Annotated in this window: 21 protein-coding genes; 7 read left to right on the top strand and 14 right to left on the bottom strand. The window is 40.8% G+C overall.

Annotated elements, in window-relative coordinates; translation table 11 throughout:
* The first annotated feature begins 135 nt into the window (after positions 1 to 135).
* Entirely contained in the window at positions 136 to 447 is a 312-nt protein-coding gene (locus ACTF5Q_RS04955; protein WP_153691980.1) for a hypothetical protein, read from the top strand.
* A 59-nt stretch (positions 448 to 506) separates the two neighbouring features.
* Here ACTF5Q_RS04955 and ACTF5Q_RS04950 read toward each other — a convergent pair whose 3' ends face one another.
* The 5 genes from ACTF5Q_RS04950 to ACTF5Q_RS04930 all read right to left on the bottom strand — a co-directional run bounded on the left by ACTF5Q_RS04950 (position 507) and on the right by ACTF5Q_RS04930 (position 5,592).
* Positions 507 to 1,544, bottom strand: a complete 1,038-nt coding sequence (locus ACTF5Q_RS04950; protein ID WP_438953556.1) for a branched-chain amino acid ABC transporter permease — start codon at positions 1,542 to 1,544, stop codon at positions 507 to 509.
* A 15-nt stretch (positions 1,545 to 1,559) separates the two neighbouring features.
* Positions 1,560 to 2,462 (bottom strand): branched-chain amino acid ABC transporter permease, encoded by a 903-nt coding sequence (locus ACTF5Q_RS04945; protein ID WP_153691978.1) that lies wholly within the window; start codon positions 2,460 to 2,462, stop codon positions 1,560 to 1,562.
* Entirely contained in the window at positions 2,455 to 3,252 is a 798-nt protein-coding gene (locus tag ACTF5Q_RS04940; protein ID WP_438953555.1) for an ABC transporter ATP-binding protein, read from the bottom strand. Before ACTF5Q_RS04940 ends, ACTF5Q_RS04945 begins: the two co-directional genes overlap by 8 nt.
* 43 nt (positions 3,253 to 3,295) lie before the next feature.
* Positions 3,296 to 4,108 (bottom strand): ABC transporter ATP-binding protein, encoded by an 813-nt coding sequence (locus ACTF5Q_RS04935; protein WP_438953554.1) that lies wholly within the window; start codon positions 4,106 to 4,108, stop codon positions 3,296 to 3,298.
* Between the two features lie 137 nt (positions 4,109 to 4,245).
* Positions 4,246 to 5,592: an ABC transporter substrate-binding protein gene (locus tag ACTF5Q_RS04930; protein ID WP_438953553.1), complete on the bottom strand. Its 1,347-nt coding sequence runs from the start codon at positions 5,590 to 5,592 to the stop codon at positions 4,246 to 4,248.
* Between the two features lie 421 nt (positions 5,593 to 6,013).
* Here ACTF5Q_RS04930 and ACTF5Q_RS04925 point away from each other — a divergent pair, with 421 nt between their 5' ends.
* Entirely contained in the window at positions 6,014 to 6,781 is a 768-nt protein-coding gene (locus ACTF5Q_RS04925; RefSeq protein ID WP_438953694.1) for a rhomboid family intramembrane serine protease, read from the top strand.
* A 1-nt stretch (position 6,782) separates the two neighbouring features.
* Here the strand turns inward: ACTF5Q_RS04925 and ACTF5Q_RS04920 are convergent, their stop codons facing one another.
* The 6 genes from ACTF5Q_RS04920 to meaB form a co-directional block, all read right to left on the bottom strand.
* Positions 6,783 to 7,589, bottom strand: a complete 807-nt coding sequence (locus ACTF5Q_RS04920; protein WP_438953552.1) for an inositol monophosphatase family protein — start codon at positions 7,587 to 7,589, stop codon at positions 6,783 to 6,785.
* A gap of 98 nt (positions 7,590 to 7,687) precedes the next feature.
* On the bottom strand, positions 7,688 to 8,086 hold the full coding sequence (locus ACTF5Q_RS04915; protein WP_153691974.1) for a DUF2177 family protein: 399 nt from the start codon (positions 8,084 to 8,086) through the stop codon (positions 7,688 to 7,690).
* A gap of 155 nt (positions 8,087 to 8,241) precedes the next feature.
* Positions 8,242 to 8,700 carry a low molecular weight protein-tyrosine-phosphatase gene (locus ACTF5Q_RS04910; RefSeq protein WP_438953551.1) on the bottom strand — a complete coding sequence of 153 codons (459 nt, stop codon included), beginning with the start codon at positions 8,698 to 8,700 and terminating at the stop codon, positions 8,242 to 8,244.
* Positions 8,701 to 8,714: 14 nt separating this feature from the next.
* The gene (locus ACTF5Q_RS04905) at positions 8,715 to 9,248 is read right to left on the bottom strand and encodes a copper chaperone PCu(A)C (RefSeq protein WP_438953550.1); all 534 of its coding nucleotides are present in this window, start codon (positions 9,246 to 9,248) and stop codon (positions 8,715 to 8,717) included.
* 32 nt (positions 9,249 to 9,280) lie between these two features.
* Positions 9,281 to 9,571 (bottom strand): 50S ribosomal protein L28, encoded by a 291-nt coding sequence (rpmB, locus tag ACTF5Q_RS04900; RefSeq protein ID WP_438953549.1) that lies wholly within the window; start codon positions 9,569 to 9,571, stop codon positions 9,281 to 9,283.
* 197 nt (positions 9,572 to 9,768) lie between these two features.
* On the bottom strand, positions 9,769 to 10,755 hold the full coding sequence (meaB, locus tag ACTF5Q_RS04895; protein ID WP_438953548.1) for a methylmalonyl Co-A mutase-associated GTPase MeaB: 987 nt from the start codon (positions 10,753 to 10,755) through the stop codon (positions 9,769 to 9,771).
* A 116-nt stretch (positions 10,756 to 10,871) separates the two neighbouring features.
* On the opposite strand from meaB, the gene ACTF5Q_RS04890 reads away from it, so the two are divergent.
* Positions 10,872 to 11,579, top strand: a complete 708-nt coding sequence (locus ACTF5Q_RS04890) for a DUF3108 domain-containing protein (protein ID WP_438953547.1) — start codon at positions 10,872 to 10,874, stop codon at positions 11,577 to 11,579.
* Positions 11,580 to 11,582: 3 nt separating this feature from the next.
* Positions 11,583 to 14,009, top strand: coding sequence for an ATP-dependent helicase HrpB (hrpB, locus tag ACTF5Q_RS04885; RefSeq protein ID WP_438953546.1), 2,427 nt, complete (start codon positions 11,583 to 11,585; stop codon positions 14,007 to 14,009).
* Between the two features lie 4 nt (positions 14,010 to 14,013).
* On the opposite strand, the gene truA is transcribed toward hrpB, so the two are convergent.
* Both truA and ACTF5Q_RS04875 read right to left on the bottom strand, forming a co-directional pair.
* Entirely contained in the window at positions 14,014 to 14,781 is a 768-nt protein-coding gene (gene truA, locus ACTF5Q_RS04880) for a tRNA pseudouridine(38-40) synthase TruA (RefSeq protein WP_438953545.1), read from the bottom strand.
* 142 nt (positions 14,782 to 14,923) lie between these two features.
* On the bottom strand, positions 14,924 to 15,418 hold the full coding sequence (locus tag ACTF5Q_RS04875) for a GNAT family N-acetyltransferase (protein WP_438953544.1): 495 nt from the start codon (positions 15,416 to 15,418) through the stop codon (positions 14,924 to 14,926).
* Positions 15,419 to 15,679: 261 nt separating this feature from the next.
* On the opposite strand from ACTF5Q_RS04875, the gene ACTF5Q_RS04870 reads away from it, so the two are divergent.
* Together ACTF5Q_RS04870 and argF are read left to right on the top strand one after the other, a co-directional pair.
* The gene (locus ACTF5Q_RS04870; RefSeq protein WP_438953543.1) at positions 15,680 to 16,858 is read left to right on the top strand and encodes an aspartate aminotransferase family protein; all 1,179 of its coding nucleotides are present in this window, start codon (positions 15,680 to 15,682) and stop codon (positions 16,856 to 16,858) included.
* A 9-nt stretch (positions 16,859 to 16,867) separates the two neighbouring features.
* Positions 16,868 to 17,794: an ornithine carbamoyltransferase gene (gene argF / locus ACTF5Q_RS04865; RefSeq protein ID WP_438953542.1), complete on the top strand. Its 927-nt coding sequence runs from the start codon at positions 16,868 to 16,870 to the stop codon at positions 17,792 to 17,794.
* Between the two features lie 24 nt (positions 17,795 to 17,818).
* On the opposite strand, the gene ACTF5Q_RS04860 is transcribed toward argF, so the two are convergent.
* Positions 17,819 to 19,444 (bottom strand): SulP family inorganic anion transporter, encoded by a 1,626-nt coding sequence (locus tag ACTF5Q_RS04860; protein WP_438953541.1) that lies wholly within the window; start codon positions 19,442 to 19,444, stop codon positions 17,819 to 17,821.
* Between the two features lie 234 nt (positions 19,445 to 19,678).
* Here ACTF5Q_RS04860 and ACTF5Q_RS04855 point away from each other — a divergent pair, with 234 nt between their 5' ends.
* Entirely contained in the window at positions 19,679 to 20,215 is a 537-nt protein-coding gene (locus tag ACTF5Q_RS04855; RefSeq protein ID WP_438953540.1) for an adenine phosphoribosyltransferase, read from the top strand.
* The last annotated feature ends 3 nt before the right edge of the window (positions 20,216 to 20,218 follow it).

Genomic DNA, 20,218 nt, shown 5'->3' with positions numbered 1-20,218 from the left:
ACTTGGACGTTATTGTTGATTTTCAAAATACAATCAAGTCTAAAGTTATCAGCATTAGAAATTCTAAATTTAAAAAATTGCTTTTAAAATCAAGTGGATTTAAATATATTTTATTTGTCATAGAAAGGACGAGTAATGGCAATCGCCAGAGTATCTTCTTTTGATTTCACCACTCCAGAGAGCATGCGAAATGCACTTCAAAGATATAAAGAAGAGAGGGAGATTATTTTCCCACATCTTGAGCTAAGCATGTGCGTAAATACTGGTCCAGCATCATTTGTAGATATAGCTGTTTACCCTGACCAAGACGCTGCAGACAGTAATAAAGAGGCAAGACAAAAGTTCCACGACGATGTCTTTGGCTCATCGCTTAAAGATGAGTTTTATTATGAAGGCGATATTGACTATTTTTATCAATCTGAAACCTTCAAAAAATTAGCACTCTGACAAAACCTAATTTGCTAATAAACTACGAATATCCAGTCTTTCAACAAAAGACATAGACATTATTGTAGAGATCTTTTTCGTAAGAACCTTTGTTTTATATTTCCCCAAAGTTTAGCCATACCCAGCGGCTCGTATATCATAAAAACAATGATTAATACGCCAAATACAACTTGCTCTATTGATGAAATAATTGTTGCGTCAATTGCACCATGAAAAACATTATTTCCTATGCTATTGAGCAACACGGGGAAGAGAAGAATAAAGGCCGCCCCAATAAAAGCTCCACTGATGGTACCCAAACCACCAAGAATAACCATAAATAAAATCTTGAAAGATAATTTAATATCAAACGCAACTGGCTCCAAAGATTTCAAGTAGGTAAAAGCAAACAAAGCACCTGCCACCCCACAATAAAACGCACAAATAGCGAATGCTTGTAATTTTGTTTTAAGTAAGGATATCCCCATGGACTCGGCAGCAATATCCATGTCTCTTACTGCCATCCAGTTACGACCCGTACTCCCTCTTGCCATATTTACAGCGAGAACCGTTAAAACGGTAACAACCACAAGTATTACAAAGTACATTTCCAAGGGTGACGTAAACGGTTTACCCAGTATTACTATGTCCTGAGCTGTGATAATTCCTGATGTATCGTAGTTTTTAAACCAGCCAAACTTATCAATCATCCACACTATGAAAAATTGAGATGCGAGTGTTGCTACCATTAGATAGATGCCGCGTACCCTTAAACTTGGCAAACCAAACAAAATTCCGAAAGCGGCAGCTACTAAGCCAGACAGGCCTAATGCAACAAAAAACGGGATGTCTGGAACTCTAAGTATTAAATTAAAACAAGCAAAAGCACCTGCGGCCATGAAGCCCGCTGCTCCTAGAGCTAATTGCCCCGCATAACCCATAACTATCTGTTGACCAATGGCAGCCAGAGCTAAACATAGCCACGGTATGAGAATTGATGAATACCAATAATCCGTTTTGACCAGCAATGGAATTGCGACGAAAGAAAGTATCATCACTATCAAAAAGTTTGTGAGGTCGGACCTCGTGTATCCCATAAACACATTTTTGTTATTCACTTTTTGCTCCATGATTTATACTCGCCGAATTATCTTCTCACCGAATAGACCTTCAGGTCTATAAAGTAGGAAAAAGATAGCTAAAACGTATGGTGCCCAGCCTTCAATTGCTCCGCCGAAAAATGGACCGACATAGACCTCAAGTACTTTTTCAGTGGCACCAATTATCAGACCTCCAATGATCGCCCCGGGAATTGAAGAAAATCCACCGATAATAAGGACGGGTAATGCTTTCAGAGCTAGATCTACCAGTGCAAATTGAACACCAGCTCGAGCACCCCACATCATCCCAGCTACCAGAGCAACAACGCCTGCAGCCGACCAAACCAACAACATGATATTTTTTAAAGGTATTCCAATTGAGCTAGCCGCGCCAGGATCGTCTGCTACGGCTCGCAATCCCAATCCCATCCTTGTATATTTAAAGATCAAGGCCAAACCAATGATGAGGACTGCAGCGACTATGCCAGCGGTTAAGTCAAGAGCACTTACGAAAAGCCCAAAAACATCAATTATCCACTCAATCGGGAAGTCCCCAATACCAAGATCAAGTCTTCTAACTTCAACTCCCCATGCTGCTTGAGCAAGTCCTTCTAACACAAACCCCAGCCCAATTGTTGCCATAAGCAATGTATCTTCGCTTTGGTTCATCAATGGATTTAGCACCATCCGTTCCGTACAAAATCCAACAAGTACCATCAAAAGTACTGTAACTACGAAAGCTAATGAGAATGGTAAGCCTAACTCCATAAAACCTACGAATGCCAAGACTGCGAAAAATACCATTGCTCCCTGTGCAAAGTTAAATGTTGAAGACGCTTTGTATATAAGAACAAAGCCCAATGCGACTAGCGAATACATTGTACCAGCCAATAATCCAGCAACGACTACTTCTATGAAAAATAGTACCTCAGTCATGGGAAACTCCTAAATACGCATCAATAACCTCCTGATTGGCCCGCACCTCATCTGGAGGGCCGTCGGCAATTATCTTTCCATAATCCAAAACAACAACATTATCGGAAATATCCATAACCACCCCCATATCATGCTCGATCAAAACCATCGTTGTTCCGATCTCGTCATTCACTTTGAGGATAAATCTGCACATCTCCCTTTTTTCTTCTACGTTCATCCCAGCCATAGGTTCATCTAACATCAAAAAGTCAGCCTCTGTTGCTAGAGCTCTTCCAAGTTCCACTTTTTTCTGCAAACCGTAAGGCAACTTGCCAACTGGGGTATTTTTAATATCTGAAATTTCAAGAAAATCGACGATCTCCTCACATTTATCGCGATTTGCTTTCTCTTCTGACCTTGCTTTTGGAAGTTGGAATGCAACTTGCAAGAAATTGGATTTCATATGTAGGCGTCTCCCCACAAGAATATTGTCCAATACCGACATTCTTTTAAACAACGCCAAATTTTGAAATGTACGCGAGATACCCTTTTGTGCAATTAGATTGGGCGTAATTTTTCCTAGTACTTCACCTTTAAACGCAATTGATCCCTCCTGAGGCTGGTAAATACCATTAATGCAGTTCAAGAGTGAACTCTTTCCTGCGCCATTAGGTCCAATTATCGCTTTAATCTCATGCTTCAAAACGGAAAAGGAGCTGTCGGTAATCGCTTTCACACCACCAAAACGCAATGAAATGTTTTTTACCTCTAAAACCGGCTCACCGATCGGAAAGTTTCTCTCTATAGTCATTGTATCCTGTTCAATAATTGGAGTTTTCTTAAAGCGTGTTAAATCACGCTGATTTTTTGTTTGCTTCTTCCCTTAATACATCACGAAAGTTCTTCCTACCTTCCTTCGATATACCAAGATAGAGTTCCTTAACTTTTTCATCATTCAAAAGCTCATCGGCCGTACCGTGAAGCATTACATGTCCTGTTTCTATTATATATCCATAATCAGCATTGCGCAGAGCTACATTAGTATTCTGCTCTGCTAGCAAAATACTCACACCTTCTTTCTGGTTCAACTCTCTTACGATGTTAAAGATTTCTGCAACAAGCTGAGGCGCTAATCCCATAGACGGCTCATCCAATAATAGCATCTTGGGCTTTGCCATCATAGCCCTAGCAACTGCTATCATCTGCTGCTCTCCACCTGAAGTAAAACCTGCTTGGCTTTTTCTTCGGTCACGGAGACGATTGAAATATCCGTAGATCTTTTCAAGTTCGTCTTTAATTTGTGATTTTTTTAGTTTGCGCGAATAAGCTCCCGCTATGATATTTTCTTCCACTGTTAAGTGGCCGAAGCATCTTCTTCCTTCCAACACCTGCACCATTCCCAAAGCAACCATTTCATACGGGCTTTGGTTTTTAACTTCAGTACCATCATAAATAATACTACCTTTTGTTACCTTTCCTCGCTCTGCTGCCAGCATCGTAGAAATTGATTTTAAGGTTGTACTTTTACCAGCACCATTCCCGCCCAAAAGTGCAACAATTTTACCTTTAGGTACATTTAGGGACACATCATGAAGAGCAGATATTACGCTATCATACATGACCTCAATACTGTTTATCTCTAAAATATTTTCGGAATTCCCAGTCATCTATTTTCTCTCAGTATTAGGCAGCGTTTTGTCTCAATGATTGACTGGTCAATAAAGAACTTTGCCCACCTATCGCGTTGTATGAATACAAATAGACCAGCGAAAGGTACGCTGGCCTAAATTTTTTTAAAATAGTGCTAAGGGCATACTTTAGGCGTTATATTGTTTTCAGCCGCAAATTTAGCTGCAGAGTCTTCAACAAGCTGCCTTATGTACGCAGGATCGAGTGGAGCTTCCCAACCAGTAACCTGATTAAACTTCTCACCATCCCACTGCATCACAGCAAACTTACCTGCGCCTTCATGGTTTGCACAAGAAATACTAAATGGAGCCACCATGCCACCGATACCAATCTCGGCAAGGCGAGCTTCTGTCATGTTTAGAGCCTCATACCCATCTCTGAATTCAGCGCCTGTGACAGCTTTCCCTACTTTGTTATGCATTTCTTGAGCATTTTTCAAAGCTTCGATCCACATCACAGCAGCGCCTAGACCACGGTTCCAATAAACTGAACCAACACGGCTCTCGTCGTTAAGATTACCTTTTCCAACATCATATACTTGCTCTTTGATGGCAGCAACCAATGGATATTCTGCACCAGGCAATGCGTTTGCTACAGCGTATGTTCCAACCGCTGCATCACCCGCAGGATACATATCTTCTTCAGCTGCGCCAAATGTGACGTACATCATTCTTTCTCTTGGGAAACGAACTCGTGCAGCATTTGTCATAGCAGTTGAGTTCATACCAGAACCAGCACCCCAGAAAGTAACCCAGTCCGGTTGCTCTTTTCTGATTTGAAGCCACTGTGATTGCTGTTCCAGCCCAGGCGGTGGGATAGAGATTTCAACCAGTTCAACACCCCAATCGTTGGCAATGGACCTCATCGCCGGTAGTGGTTCACGGCCGTAGGCTGAGTCGATGTGAAGGTGCACTATTTTCTTGCCCTTCATCTTGTCAATACCGCCTTCTTGCTCTGCCATAAACTTCATTTTTACAGCAATTTGAGACCAATAATGGCTAGCGGCGTTAAAAACCCATGGCCACACTCGACCATCAGCACCATCTGTCCGTCCATATCCGTATTGTGCAAGAACAACATTATCTTCTGCCATCCTGTTTATAACGGCGTAGGCACCTGGAGTTCCTAAAGTATCGAATACAACAATTCGTTGACCATCTTTTTCAAGAAGCCTTTGGTAACATTCCACCGTTTTCACGGCATTGTATTCGGTTTCACATTCCTGCCAGGTCAGCATAACGCCATTGACCCCACCATTCATGTTTACGTAATTCATATAGTCAATCTGGGCACCGTAGTACCCTGTACCCATAGCAGAGTAAGGACCAACCCTACTACTTGCTATTGGAAAATATTGTTTCTCTTCCCCAAACGCTATTTGAGGAGTAGCAAACATTGATAGAGCTCCAGCAGCGACAGCCACAGAACCTACCAAGCAGTTCTTTAAGTTTTTTAAAAACACACCTTGTCCTCCCTTAGATGCTTCAGACCCCTGACCGCCTTACTCTCGGCGCTCGATCCTTCGTAGACTATAAGAAGTAAAGTTAGCACTAAAAAAGTCAACAAATACAATGGTATACCAAATTTTAGTAGAAAAAACAGATGGGTATATTTGTATTCTAATGCATGCTTTCGTTTAGATATTATATGAAATGTGCCGCGAGCTGGGGTTTTCACGGGCAAGCCGGAAAACTACCTGGCTAGTTGCGAAGTTAAATAGACCAAACCTTATATCCACTGATTGTCAATCTCTCTAAATCTCTTAAACATAATTGATGGAGTTCATTAACAATTAGACAGTCATATTGTCATTTGATATTTCTGAGGCAAGGATTATCCTAATAGAGTCACCGTTATTTCATAAAGAAGTTAGGCATTACAGAATGCTACCAATAAGGGACCATAATCCATCTGGGCGGACGCCTTATATCACTTATTGCATAATTTTTCTAAATTGCATCATATTTTTCAGCTATTGGGGAAGTATAAACGATCCAGTCGTTATAAATGAATTTTTTTCAACTTGGGCATTGATACCATACCACCTCAGTCAAGGCGAAGGTTTCTATACTTTATTAAGCTCAACTTTTCTTCACGGCGGCATACTACACTTAGCAGGGAACATGTTATTCCTCTATATTTTCGGAGATAACCTTGAAGATCAAATGGGACACTTTGGCTTTTTAGTTTTTTATTTAATAAGTGGTATTGGAGCCAGTATAATCTATTATATGACAGCTCCTTTGTCACCTATACCTCTGGTTGGTGCATCGGGGGCTATAGCAGGTGTAATGGGCGGCTATCTATTATTATATCCCAAGGCGCGGGTGGATGTAATTTTCTTTATTTTAATATTTTTCAAAATTATTTCTTTGCGGGCATGGCTGGTGCTTGGCGCATGGTTTCTCCTACAGCTGGCAAATGGAACCGTTCTTCCGTCCGGCAAAAGCGGTGTGGCGTACTGGGCGCATATTGGGGGATTTGTCGTTGGAAGTATCCTTTGCCTTCCTACTTTTTTTAGATTGGGTGGCCTTAAATTTTGGAAAGATAGTAGCGGCCATCCACCACATCCTGAGGCAGAATACACATTGGTTAAGTCAGCAATCCCAAAGGTAAAGTCACGTCTCGGGAACAAATCGCCCTGGGGTTGAATTAATTCCTTATTATTTTTGCAAATTCCTCGAATTGAGCATCATTTGCACAGATTACGTTGCCTAAATCATGAGGTTCATCACCACCCTCATCAAGCGCTTCAACAATAGCACCCGCTTCTCGGGCAATTACCACTCCCGCTGCAATATCCCATGACTTTAATCCACGCTCCCAGTAGCCATCATATCTACCAGCGGCAACATATGCTAAATCAAGAGCGGCACTACCAAGACGGCGGACGCCTGCACTAATTGGCATAAGACGTTTAAGCTGCTGAGATGTGGAAGGAAGATCTGCTACAGAAGCGGCAAATGGGATACCTGTTGCATATAAGCTGTCGGATACTCTGCTCCTTGCTGATACACGAATTCTTTCATCATTCATTCGTGGGCCGTTCATCCAGGCACCGGTACCTTTTTCAGCATAAAAAAGTTCATCTTTTGCGGCGTCAAAGATGACACCAGAAATTACTTTACCTTTGTGTTCCAGAGCAATTGATACTGCCCAGTGAGGGAGACCATGTAGAAAATTAGTCGTTCCATCTAGCGGATCAACAATCCAACGACGAGTTGGGTCCTCGCCATCTGAACCTCCACTTTCTTCACCTAACCAACCATAGGTGGGTCTGGCTTCAGTTAAAATTTCTCTTATAATTTCTTCTGCTGCTGTATCAGCTCGCGAAACAAAATCGCCTGCGCCTTTACGAGAGACTTGCAAGTTTTCTACTTCTCTAAAATCTTTAACAAGAGAACGCCCAGCTCGTCGGGCAGCTTTTATCATCGTATTTAGATTTGCACTACCCGGCATGTATACTCTTCCCGCTAAGCGTGTCTACGCTATACTTGCGTTTTTACGAATTGCCAAGTACCGATAATACTACTGATCCTACCAGGGCGATAGTAGGCTTAGGTAACAATTGAGTGGATCCAAACACCGCCCACAGCAGAAAGAGCCGTAAGTAGAGCACCCCAGGACAGATCGATCGCTACCATTCTTCTGCGCCATCCCTTCAACGTCGCAAAATTAGTGAATTCGTATGTACCATAAGCCATGGCTCCCAATACCAAACCAGCTATAAATGCTTGGAACATGCTTCCACCATTTGCAGCCGGAAGAGCTACAAAGAACACTATACCAGCTACATAAAGCAAGTAGAACACCCCAGCTGCTCCCATTTTAGGCGCGTCGAGCATCATGTGGCCAATGTGCTTCGAAAACAAGGGGTGTAGCACACGCTTAAGCATTACCACATCTAAGGCAAGAAAAACTAAAGCTGTTGCTAAGTATAATATTAATAAAGACATGACTACTCCTGGCTAAGGTTTTCTACGATCCATGTTCCCAATTGGATCAAAGTCAATTTAATCTTAGAGTGAAATTAGGGTCCATTGATAAAAAAGAAAGACCAAGTGACCAAAATAGGCGCAAAATACGTCATTTTTTTTGCTATATCGCAAAATCACTCAAAAATTTGATTTAAAAAAGCTTCCACAGCTTGCTCGATTAAGTTGAAAGAAGCCACATAGTCTCCCGTATAATAAGGATCAGGCACATTAATACGGTTTAGTGATCCATCGATAAAACTTGTTATCTTCCTTATTTTGTTTTCTGGATCAGATGGATAAATATTCGTCAACTCATCGATATTTTGATCATCCATTGCCAAAATCCAATCAAAGTCTCTGTAATCCTCTTTCTTTATAATCCTGGCCCTTAAATCAGAGATATCGTAACCATGCTTCTCACATGTATTTCTCATTGGCTCGTATGGTGGGTGTCCTTCGTGCCAGTTTGTTAAGCCCGCGCTGTCATGACGAATTTTAAAACCCTTAGTTTTGATTTTTGAACGAAATATTCCCTCGGCAGTTGGAGACCTACAGATGTTACCAAGGCAAACGAAAAGTACTGATTTAACCAATAGTTTCTCTAATTTTAATCTAAATGAGTATGCGTATGTTTGTGTTTTGTCGAATTTTTGTGCGTATGAGAATGTGTATGAGTGAGAGATCTAGAACCAGAAGCTGCCATTTCTTTCAGATGAACTGGGATCTCTATCTCAAATGAACCCTCGTTCTCAAAAATCAGCACTAATTGTATTGTGTCCCCATCATTAATAGGCTGGGAAAGTCCCATGAACATTATGTGATCACCACCTCTTTCAAGAATCAGGTTTCCATTACCTGCAAGTGCTAATCCACCGTCTACTCGCCTCATTTTCATTACGCCATCTTCACTCTTAACATGAGTGTGTAACTCAACCCTCTTCGCAAAGTCTGATCGAACACTAAGCAAACGGTCCTGTGTTGAAGACATATTTTTTATTTGCATGAAGGCCGCTGCTGATTTTGCCAATTTGGAGGATGCGCGCGCATATGCATCATCAACCGTTATTGCTTCCGCTCCCGCGACCAAGGGCGCTAGCGTTGCTGCTAACAAAAATATGATATGCCAATAGAAAGAAATCACAATTTACTTCCTTCTATGTTTTAGAAGTTAAGCTAAGCTTCTGCCGTCTGGCTTTTCATAACTTCCTTTTTAATTTTCAATGCATTATCTGACAGTTCTGTATCTTTCGCTTTAAGAAGAAAAGCGTCCAATCCACCACGGTGATCTACACTTCGCAGCGCTGCTGCCGTAATTCGCATCTTGAAGCCACGACCCAAGCTTTCTGACTGCAAAGTCACATCGTTAAGATTTGGTAAAAATCTTCGCTTCGTTTTGTTGTTAGCATGACTGACATTATTACCTGTCATGGGGCCTTTTCCAGTCAATTCACAGCGACGTGACATATCGAATTCCTTGTTTTTTTATAATTTATCAACCAAGTAAGTAGCTCAATTTTGGAAAATACAGATTCTATTACCTACAAATTTGAAGTGGTTCTAAGTTTAAAGTTAGAGATCGTCAAGCACTGGAACTTAATATTATAACAAAATAAATTTTGTTATTTTCTCAAAATAGACAACCCCGTTCCGAATTTTAATAATTAGCTGGGTTTCGCTGTATATTTTTTCAGAATCTTCTGAGCCGCCGCTGAAGAATAGATTTCGCCATTATCAACCATATTCATCAATGCTGACATTTCTTCTTTGACTTCTTCATCATCAAGCATTGATAAGAGACCCTGGCGAATTTCTTCCTTAAACCAAAAACGTGATTGGGCAGTTCGATTATTGTTAAACCATCCCTCGGCCTTCCTCCAGTCTAGCAGCTCTTCAATTTTATCCCATACATCGGCCAGTCCATCTTCCTCCAAAGCCGATATAGTCATCGCAAGAGGAAACCCCTTTGGATCATGCACTCTTTTGCGCAAAAGCATTAAAGAACTGGAATAATCAGAACAAGTTCGCGAAGCAGCGGCTTTAAGGTCACCATCCGCTTTATTTACAAGAATTAAATCTGCTATTTCCATGATGCCTCGTTTAACACCTTGCAGCTCGTCACCACCAGCCGGCGCAATAAGGAGTAAGAAAATATCAGATATCTCTGAAACTATTGTTTCAGATTGCCCGACCCCAACAGTTTCAATGAAGATGATATCAAAACCTGCTGCTTCACAAATTGCAACAGCCTCCCGAGAACGTCTAGCTACACCTCCCAAATGGGTCTGACTTGGAGATGGTCTGATATAAGCGTTTGGTTCCCGCGCCAACCTTTCCATTCTGGTTTTATCACCTAGGATAGAACCTCCTGACCTAATTGAACTGGGATCAACTGCCAATACGGCTACCCTTAAACCCATTCCTGTAAGATAGGTCCCGAAGCTTTCAATAAAAGTCGATTTACCTACCCCAGGAGTTCCAGATAGTCCTACACGAATGGCTTTTCTATCAGATGACCTAAGATGATCCATCAATTCCATAGCTTGGATCCGATGATCATCTCTCAAGCTTTCAATTAATGTAATAGCCTGAGATAATGCTCGACGATCCGCATTCATCACACTTTTAGCTAATTCGGCAATATTTTCCATATCGTCCATCACACAAAAGATTTATAGTGCCACCTGTTGACCTTTACAGCAAATTTTTGCCTAGATGAAGCTACAACTAGAACAAGTTATAAAATATCTTTGATGGAACAAGAGTATTGAGAATTATCTTAACAATTTGCTTTCTCGTGGTGTTCCTCTCACCAGGATACTCATATAACAAGGCACAGCAGAATATTTTTGATGTATATATACTCGGCCTAAAACTGGGCAGACTTAATTACGCTGTTGAATTAAAAGATAATTTATATAGTGCGGCAGGTAATTTGCGTTCAACAGGCATTTTTTCTGTAGTTTCTAAATATAAATTTGAAGCATCATCACAAGGCAAGGTCGAGAATGGGTTGTTCAAACCAAAATACTATTCCGAGAAATCAGACACTGGCAGACGAAAAGAAGAAAAGACATTGCTATATTCCCGATCTAGTATTGAGCTGAAGACAAAAAAAACTCCAAAACCCTACTGGCAAGACCCTAATGAACAATTGGATACGCTCGACCCGATGAGCGCGATAATTTTTATTCTTAGAGATCAAAAAAAGGCAAATATATGTGCACAAGATTTCGCGATGTTTGATGGTATAAGGCGCGTTAAAATAAAATTCACACACGGTGAAGAGACATCTGATGGTCACTTAAATTGCCATGGTATTTATACGCGAATGGGAGGTTATTCAGCCAAAGAATTAAAAGATGGGAGAAATTTTCCCTTTAATGTGAAATACGAGTATCAAAACGAATTTTACAAGGTCATCTCTTTTCAAATTGAAACGAACCGTGGGAGCGCCAAATTTGTTCGCAGATAAACCGTGAAATATCCACTCCCAATACATGATGTTACAAAACAATTGCAGGAAGCTATTTCGGTAGAGAACCGCGCTGTTATTGTGGCTCCTCCTGGAGCAGGGAAAACAACCATTGTTCCTTTGAGTTTGCTTGAGAGCCCAAATGTAAATGGGCAAATAATAATTTTAGAACCTAGAAGACTTGCGGCACGTGCGGCTGCAAGTCAAATGGCGTCGTTACTTAATGAAAAGGTCGGTGAAACTGTTGGCTTTCAGATTAAAGGACTCAACAAAGTAAGTAAGCAAACCCGCATCGTGGTTGTAACTGAAGGCATTTTAATAAGAATGATTCAATCCGATCAAAGTTTATCCAAAGTTGGTTGTATTATTTTTGATGAATTCCACGAAAGATCTATTAATGCTGACTTGGGCCTCGCGCTGAGCCTACAAGTCGCGGAAGTTCTGAGGAATGACTTAAAAATATTAGTTATGTCTGCGACGTTAGATGTCGCACCCGTTTCTAAAATATTAGACACAAATGCTCCAATTATATCTGATGGGCGAGCTTATAAGGTAAAATGTAATTACTTGTCTCGCCCGAAATCAAAAGATGACAATTTGTGGGAAAATTTCTCCGAACTTGTTTACAATGCCTTTAAAATGACAGACGGAGGTATCCTTGCATTTCTGCCTGGGGAAGCTGAAATAAAAACAATAGAAAAGCTACTAAAGACAACGTTGCCTCAAACGGCGTTAATAATGCCACTGTACGGATCGCTACCTTTTGAACAACAGACCAAAATTTTAGAGCCATTAGAAAACAAAATTTTACGTAAAGTAGTTCTATCAACCTCTATTGCGGAAACTTCACTGACAATTCCAGGAATTAGGGTAGTGGTTGATAGTGGTTATACTAGACGCTCACTATATGATCCCTCCAGTGGAATGTCGCGGCTAATTACACAAAAAATTTCTAAGGCAGAAGCAAAGCAGCGAATGGGAAGAGCAGGACGTATCACCGAAGGTTGGTGTTATCGTTACTGGTCGGCGAATGAGGAAGGTGCAATGCCAGAATTTCCTCCCAGCGAAATTGAAATTTCTGATCTCAGTAATTTTGCTTTAGAACTTTCCCTATGGGGTTCAGAACTAAAAAGTATGAAGTTTTTGACAGAGCCAGAGCCAGCTCGGCTAGAAAAAGCATATGAACTTTTATATCAGCTTGGCGCAACTACAATTGAAAATAAAATAACACCTCATGGTCAAGAAATCTCAAAATTTCCATGCCATGTACGCTTAGCACATATGCTTAATAAGGCAGGGAAAAAATCTGCCATAATCGCAGCCTTACTGCAAAATAAAGATATTTTGTTTAATGAAGGTAGTAGTGATTTCCAATTGCGCATAGATCACTTTCAAGATGAACTTAAACGTCGAAAAATAAAGATTGGTTTATTTTCCAGAATAGAAGCAGATCGAAAGATTCTTGAAAAGCTAGTGAAACATGAAACTTCTTTATCCACAGCTCAAAGCCTGGCCCTGGCATTCCCTGACCGCATAGGAAAGAAAAGAGATGGTTCCACTTCCAAGTATCTCTTGTCTAGTGGAAAGGGGGCTAATCTTCAGCAAGGTGATCCACTAAGCAAGCAAAATTACATTGTAGCTGTGGATATAGACGGTGATCGCAAAGACACGAAAATAAGATTAGGCGTAGGAATTTCAGAAAACGAAATACGTGAACTCTTTGAAGATAAGATTATGTGGCAAAATACTTGTTACTGGTCGACACGAGAAAAGCGTTTAAAAACATTAAAAACTGAAATGCTTGGGAAAATACCCCTCAAATCTGAGAACTGGGTCAATCCACCATTTGAGGAAATAGCCTCAACAATTATTAATGCAATTGTAGATATAGGCTTTCATTTCAGCGCAGCGGAAGATCAATTCATTGCCAGAGTCAAACTTGGCGGTGAAGGTTTTCCCAACATGGAGAAACATCATTTAAAGGAAACTGCAAAAGAGTGGCTAAAGCCATTCATAAAAAACATAAAGACTGCCGACGATTGGAAAAAATTTGACTGCCTACCAGCCCTACAAAGTTTACTTAGTTGGCAGCAGCTAACTAAACTAGATGAAGTTGTCCCAAAATACTTTGTCAGCCCATTAGGTCGAAAATTACCCATTGATTATACTGGAGAGCATCCCTCCATAGAATTACGCCTTCAAGAACTTTTCGGACAAAAATCACATCCACTTGTCAAAAACAAACCACTACTTGTAACACTTTTGTCACCAGCTGGACGGCCACTTCAAAAAACAATGGATTTACCAAATTTTTGGAAAACAAGCTATTTAGAAATACGGAAGGAAATGCGGGGACGCTACCCAAAACATTCATGGCCAGAAAGACCTGAATACGAAAAACCAACTACTAAGGTTAAGCCTAAGCAATAAAAGTTTAGATAAACGGCTCGATGGGATATCTTACAGAGCTTAAGTACAAGCCATACGGGGGACTCACCGGACCACACGCAGTTCTATTCTTTGCAGATAATGCTTGCAGAACATCCTCTGGCGACCAAGCTCCAGCTCCAACCCTTTCCAGCGTTCCAACAAAGCTCCTGACTTGATTATGTAAAAAGCTCCGAGCTCTTATTGTAAACCGAATTTCCGTTCCATTATTTATCGGTATTTCCGTTACTAATAATTCATCTAGAGTTTTAACTGGGCTAGTTGCTTGGCATATTGACGACCTAAAAGTTGTGAAGTCATGGTTACCCAACAAGTAATTTGCACCCCGTTGCATCGCCTTAACATCCAAATGATGTTTGACATGCCAGACCAGTCCATTTTCATGGGTTAGAGGAGCACGGCGGCAGACTATACGAAACTCATATTTCCGCTCCACCGCAGAAAATCGAGCATGCCAATCCTCATCAACTTTTGCGCAAGAAACAATTGATATTGGACTTGGTTTTAAATGAAAATTTAAAGCTTCCGATAGACGAAAAGGGGTCCAGTCTGAGACTAGATCACAATGTGCAACTTGCCCAACAGCATGCACCCCCGCGTCAGTTCTCCCAGCTGCTACAATTGTATGGTCCCCAGGTTCTAAAATAGATAAAGCCTGTTCAATATTCCCTTGTACCGAAGGAAGCTCGGTTTGCCTTTGCCAACCAACAAAAGGGCCACCGTGATATTCTACTTTCAAAGCATATCTTGGCATTAAATAATGATCACTTGCTTTATAAATCAAACAATAACTGAAATCGATTAATTGAAATATTAATCAAGCACAAGCTACAACAAGTTTAAGTTCTTCACCCTTTTTTGTACAAATCCAGGCTTAAATAGAAAAAACATGAAGTTTAATTCTCTATTTTGATGGGTAGAACTTTACCTTGGATACCCTGCCAAGAAAATTCTTCCAACTCTATGCCTAAAATACGATTAGGATTTGTTGGTGGCGGAAAAATAATTCCATTGATCATTCGGAAACCAAATCTTCTGTAATAGACTTCATCGCCTACCATTAGAACTCGTTTCCAATTGAGTTCTCTCGCCCTTTTTAGGCTACTTTTAATTAAAGCCGCACCGATGCCCTCACCCTGATAGGTAGGATGAACAGCAATTGGCCCAAGAAATAAAACCTTATTTTTTTCAATTTCTGATGGCCAATATCTTATTGCACCTGCTAAAAAACCTTCCTCGTTTTTAGCAACTAGGCATAGTTCATCAATCGGTGATTGACCCTCTCTAAGTCGATAGGAAGATAAAGCAAAGCGCCCAGGAGTGAAACAAAGGTCAAAAAGGGCTTCAACATCCCAGTAATCTTCCGTTTTTTCTTTATGAAGCTCAAACACCTGCAAACCATATAGGAATTATAAAATCTTTTTATATTTGCTCTTTATACTAATACAGCCAGTAACACATTCGAAAAGTCACAGTCATATTTTACAAAACCTTACCAAAATTCTGTGAGATCCCCGGATTCCCATGCTATTCCAGTAGTGGAAAACTTCTGCTGTTTCTGGACTGGCTCCTGCATATAATTGTTGTTAAAGTGTAAAAGTCATCGCAATCGAGATATAAGTGATTAATTCAAATAAATTTTAGAGAGTTAAATGAATACTTCCATATTGCCAACATACAACCGTGCGCCATTGGCTTTTGAGCGAGGTGAAGGTAGTTGGCTGTTCACAAAGAATGGTGATGGTTATCTCGATATGGGAGCTGGAATTGCTGTAAATGCCCTTGGTCACTCAAATTCTGAACTTGTAAACGCATTAACATCTCAGGCTAGCAAACTCTGGCATGTTTCAAATCTATATGAAATTCCCGAGCAACAAAGACTAGCAGAGTTAATGGTGGATACAACCTTTGCAGATAACGTTTTCTTTACAAATTCGGGGACGGAGAGTTGTGAACTAGCCGTTAAAATGGTTCGAAAGTTCTGGTACGAAAAAGGACAAGGAGAGCGAGTGGAAATAATAACCTTTGACGGGTCTTTCCACGGCCGGTCGTCAGCAGGCATCGCTGCAGCCGGAAGTGAAAAACTAACGAAAGGGTTTGGTCCAATGCTCCCGGGCTTCGTTCATCTTCCTTGGTCCAATCATAATGCCATAGAAGCAGCAATTAATGAAAAAACTGCAGCGATTCTTATAGAACCCATACAGGGCGAAGGTGGGATTCGTCTTTTACCAGACCAGTGCTTAAAAGGTTTACGCGATTTGTGTGACAAACATGATATATTGTTGGTTGTCGATGAAGTCCAATGCGGTATTGGCCGAACCGGCAGGCTATTTGCGCACGAATGGTCAGGAATAGAACCAGATATAGCTATGGTTGCCAAGGGCATCGGTGGCGGGTTCCCTCTTGGTGCTGTTCTAGCTAAAACATCTGCTGCAAGCGGAATGACTGCGGGGACACATGGCTCTACATACGGTGGGAACCCATTAGCCTGCTCGGTAGGTATTAAAGTACTCGAGATAGTAAATACGCCAGAGTTCCTTAACTCTGTGAAAGAAAAATCAGGACTTATAACTCAAGGACTTCTTGGATTAATTGATAAATATCCTGATATCTTTGAAGAAATTAGAGGTACTGGTTTAATGTTAGGGATTAAATGCAAATGCCCAAATTTAGATTTTGTACAAGAAGGTTATGAAAAAGCCATTTTAACAGTGCCAGCGAGTGATAATGTCGTTAGATTACTACCTGCCCTTAATATAACCATCGAAGAAATTAATGAGGCGTTAAGTAGGTTGGAGCAGACCGCAAACTCATTAAGAATAGCTAAATAAAGAAATAAAATGGCAAATTTTTTAGATATAAAAAATATAGAAAGCAGTGACCTAAAAAAGATCATCCAAACTGCTTTGGAATTAAAAAAATCTAGATCGGGCCTGACAAAGGGTGCATTCGATAGCGATCGAGCACTTGACGGCCATATCGTAGCTTTGATTTTTGAAAAACCTTCAACTCGCACTCGAGTAAGCTTTGATGTGGGCGTGCGCCAAATGGGAGGTCAGACAATAGTTTTATCAGGTAATGATATGCAACTTGGCCATGGAGAAACTATTGCAGATACTGCGAGAGTTCTCAGTAGGTACGTCGACTTAATTATGCTTCGAACATATGAAGAGGCAACATTACATGAAATGGCACAGTTTGCCCAGGTACCGGTAATAAATGGCCTAACAAATTTTTCACACCCTTGCCAAATTATGGCAGATATCATGACTTACGAGGAACATAGAGGCTCAATCAAAGGTAAAAAAATAGTTTGGTCAGGTGATGGAAATAATGTTTTTAATAGTTTTGCCCAAGCCGCAGAAAAATTTGATTTTAATTTGACATTTACCGGTCCAGAAACTCTTAAACCAGATAGCAAAGTAATTGAGCGAGCTCAGCAAAATGGAACAAAAATCTCAATTGAACACAACCCTATCTTAGCTATAAAAGATGCAGATCTAGTTGTAACTGACACTTGGATTAGTATGCATGATCTTCAATCTGCAAGAGAACGGCGCCATAATCAACTAAGGCCATATCAAGTAAATAGAGAACTACTATCGCATGCTAAATCCAACGCACTATTCATGCATTGCTTACCTGCGCATAGAGACGAGGAAGCGACATCTGAAGTCATGGATGGGAAACATTCTGTTATTTTTGATGAAGCAGAAAATAGGCTACATATTCAAAAAGCAATTATGCGTTGGTGCTTAGAAAAATAAAGAGCGCGTTCTAGCCAGCTGGAGTTAATGTCCACCGTCAAGAATTCCAGTTCTAACTGAATAATTTACTGCTAATGCATAATCAGGATCATCATCGCTATCAACCATAAGATGGCCTGCTTTTATTAACAGCGTATGACAATCTCTACTAAGATGCTTTAATCGCAGGAGCTTCCCCGCACTTTCATATTTCGCAGCAACAACTTCTATTGCTTGCAGCGCAGACTGGTCAACTACCCTACTTGCGTCAAAGTCCAAAATTACGATCTTCGGATCATTTTCCACGTCGAAGAGCTCAACGAAGCCGTCTGTGGATCCAAAGAATAAAGGCCCCTGGATTTTATATGTTTTACTATCACCATCTAAATCAACATGTGCATGAATTCTTCTTGCATTATTCCAAGCATAGGCCAGCGCAGAAACAATAACTCCAACCACGACTGCCACGGCAAGGTCATACCAAACTGTCACTACAGTCACTAAAATGGTCACAAAGGCGTCAGTTTTTGGAACCACGCGTAAAATTTTGAGCGAATTCCAAGCGAAAGTTCCAATTACAACCATAAACATCACACCAACCAACGCTGCTAAAGGAATTTGCTCGATGATTGAGCTTCCAACGAGAATAAAAAGCAAAAGAAAAACGGCGGCGGATATGCCTGCTATACGAGTACGTCCACCAGATTTTACATTTATCATCGATTGCCCGATCATTGCGCAGCCACCCATCCCACCAAAAAATCCTGTCACTACGTTTGCTGTACCCTGAGCAAGGCATTCTTGGCTCGCTCCGCCACGCTTATTGGTCATTTCACCCACAAGGTTCAGTGTAAGCAAACTCTCAATAAGACCAATTGCTGCTAGGACGACTGCATAAGGAAAAATTATTTCAAAAGTCTCCCAGCTAAGTTCAACCATTGGCACATGAAAAATGGGGAAACCTCCCTTGATTGACGCCATATCACCAACTCTTGGCACATCTAAACCGAAGAATATGACGATAAGAGCTACAATGCCTATCCCGGCAAGCGGTGCAGGTATGACTTTTGAGACCTTTGGTAAAAAATAAATAATAGCCATTGTTACGCCAACGAGCGCAAGCATGGTCGCCAAGGGCGTGCCCGTCAACCACTCACCACCAGACGTTCCATGACCTGACACTTCAACTGTTCCCGGAACTTTGAATTGACTTAGTTGAGCTAAAAAAATTACAATTGCTAAACCGTTTACAAAACCCAACATGACTGGATGCGGGACAAGTCGTATAAATCTACCCCACTGCATTATTCCAGCCACAAGTTGCAAAATCCCCATCAAAACAACAGTTGCAAAGAGATACTCAACTCCGTGCTCTGCTACTAGTGCAACCATCACAACGGCTAAAGCGCCTGTAGCGCCTGAAATCATGCCTGGTCGCCCTCCGAATACCGCTGTTATTAACCCGACGATAAATGCTGCATACAAACCAACGAGGGGATGAACCCCAGCAACAAAGGCAAAAGCTACGGCCTCAGGTACAAGGGCAAGGGCTACCGTAAGACCAGAAAGCAACTCAATTTTCAGTCTCATTACACTGAGCCCACCGGAACTCTTTGAACCCAATTCAGGCTTAAATAAATTTGCGAATGCTCCAAAAAGGGCTTGTCTCATAAATCGTTCCAGTCTCGGAAAATCATAATCGGCGACATAAACTATAGATCGCCAAAAAGAAACCCCAGTGTATTGTATTAATTTCGTTTAGAAACTTGATTATTTGGAATTTTATATTCATTCCTATCATAAATGGGCACTTGAGCTAACTAAGATTCAATTTGTGAAACAAACTTTTAATTAAAATAACTTTCAGTTTAAATTTAAGCTCACAAAATCACTAGGAAAGAGTTTATGGATAAAATAGGAATTAAAAAATACATCCGAACAATTACAGATTTTCCACATGAAGGAATAATGTTTAGAGATGTTACCACTTTATTCTCCAATCCTAATGGGTTTGACCTCACAATTAAAGGCATTCTGTCCTCAGTTGAAAATACCAATATAGATAAGGTTGTGGGTATCGAGGCACGAGGATTTATTTTGGGTGGTGCCTTAGCAAACATGCTACATTGTGGCTTCGTTCCAATCCGAAAATCGGGGAAACTACCAGGCTCGGTAATTAGCCAGGACTATAAACTCGAATATGGTCACGATACCTTAGAGATACACTTAGACAGCATTGAACCTGGTGAGACAGTTCTACTGATAGATGATCTTTTAGCAACTGGCGGCACTGCAGAGGCTGGAGTTAAATTAGTAGAAAAGCTGGGTGGTAATATTGTGTCATGTAATTTTATTGTGAATTTACCGGATCTGGGAGGCAGCAAGAAACTTGCAGATTTAGGTTTATCAACACACTTTTTGTGTTCGTTCAGTGGTATATAATTA

Origin of the sequence: Candidatus Salinivivens marinus, from assembly GCF_965655845.1 — a bacterium.
In the GTDB taxonomy this organism is placed as follows: domain Bacteria; phylum Pseudomonadota; class Alphaproteobacteria; order Rhodobacterales; family Rhodobacteraceae; genus Salinivivens; species Salinivivens marinus.
Note: the sequence above shows the minus strand (reverse complement) of the source record. Positions and strands in the feature narration are given on the sequence as shown.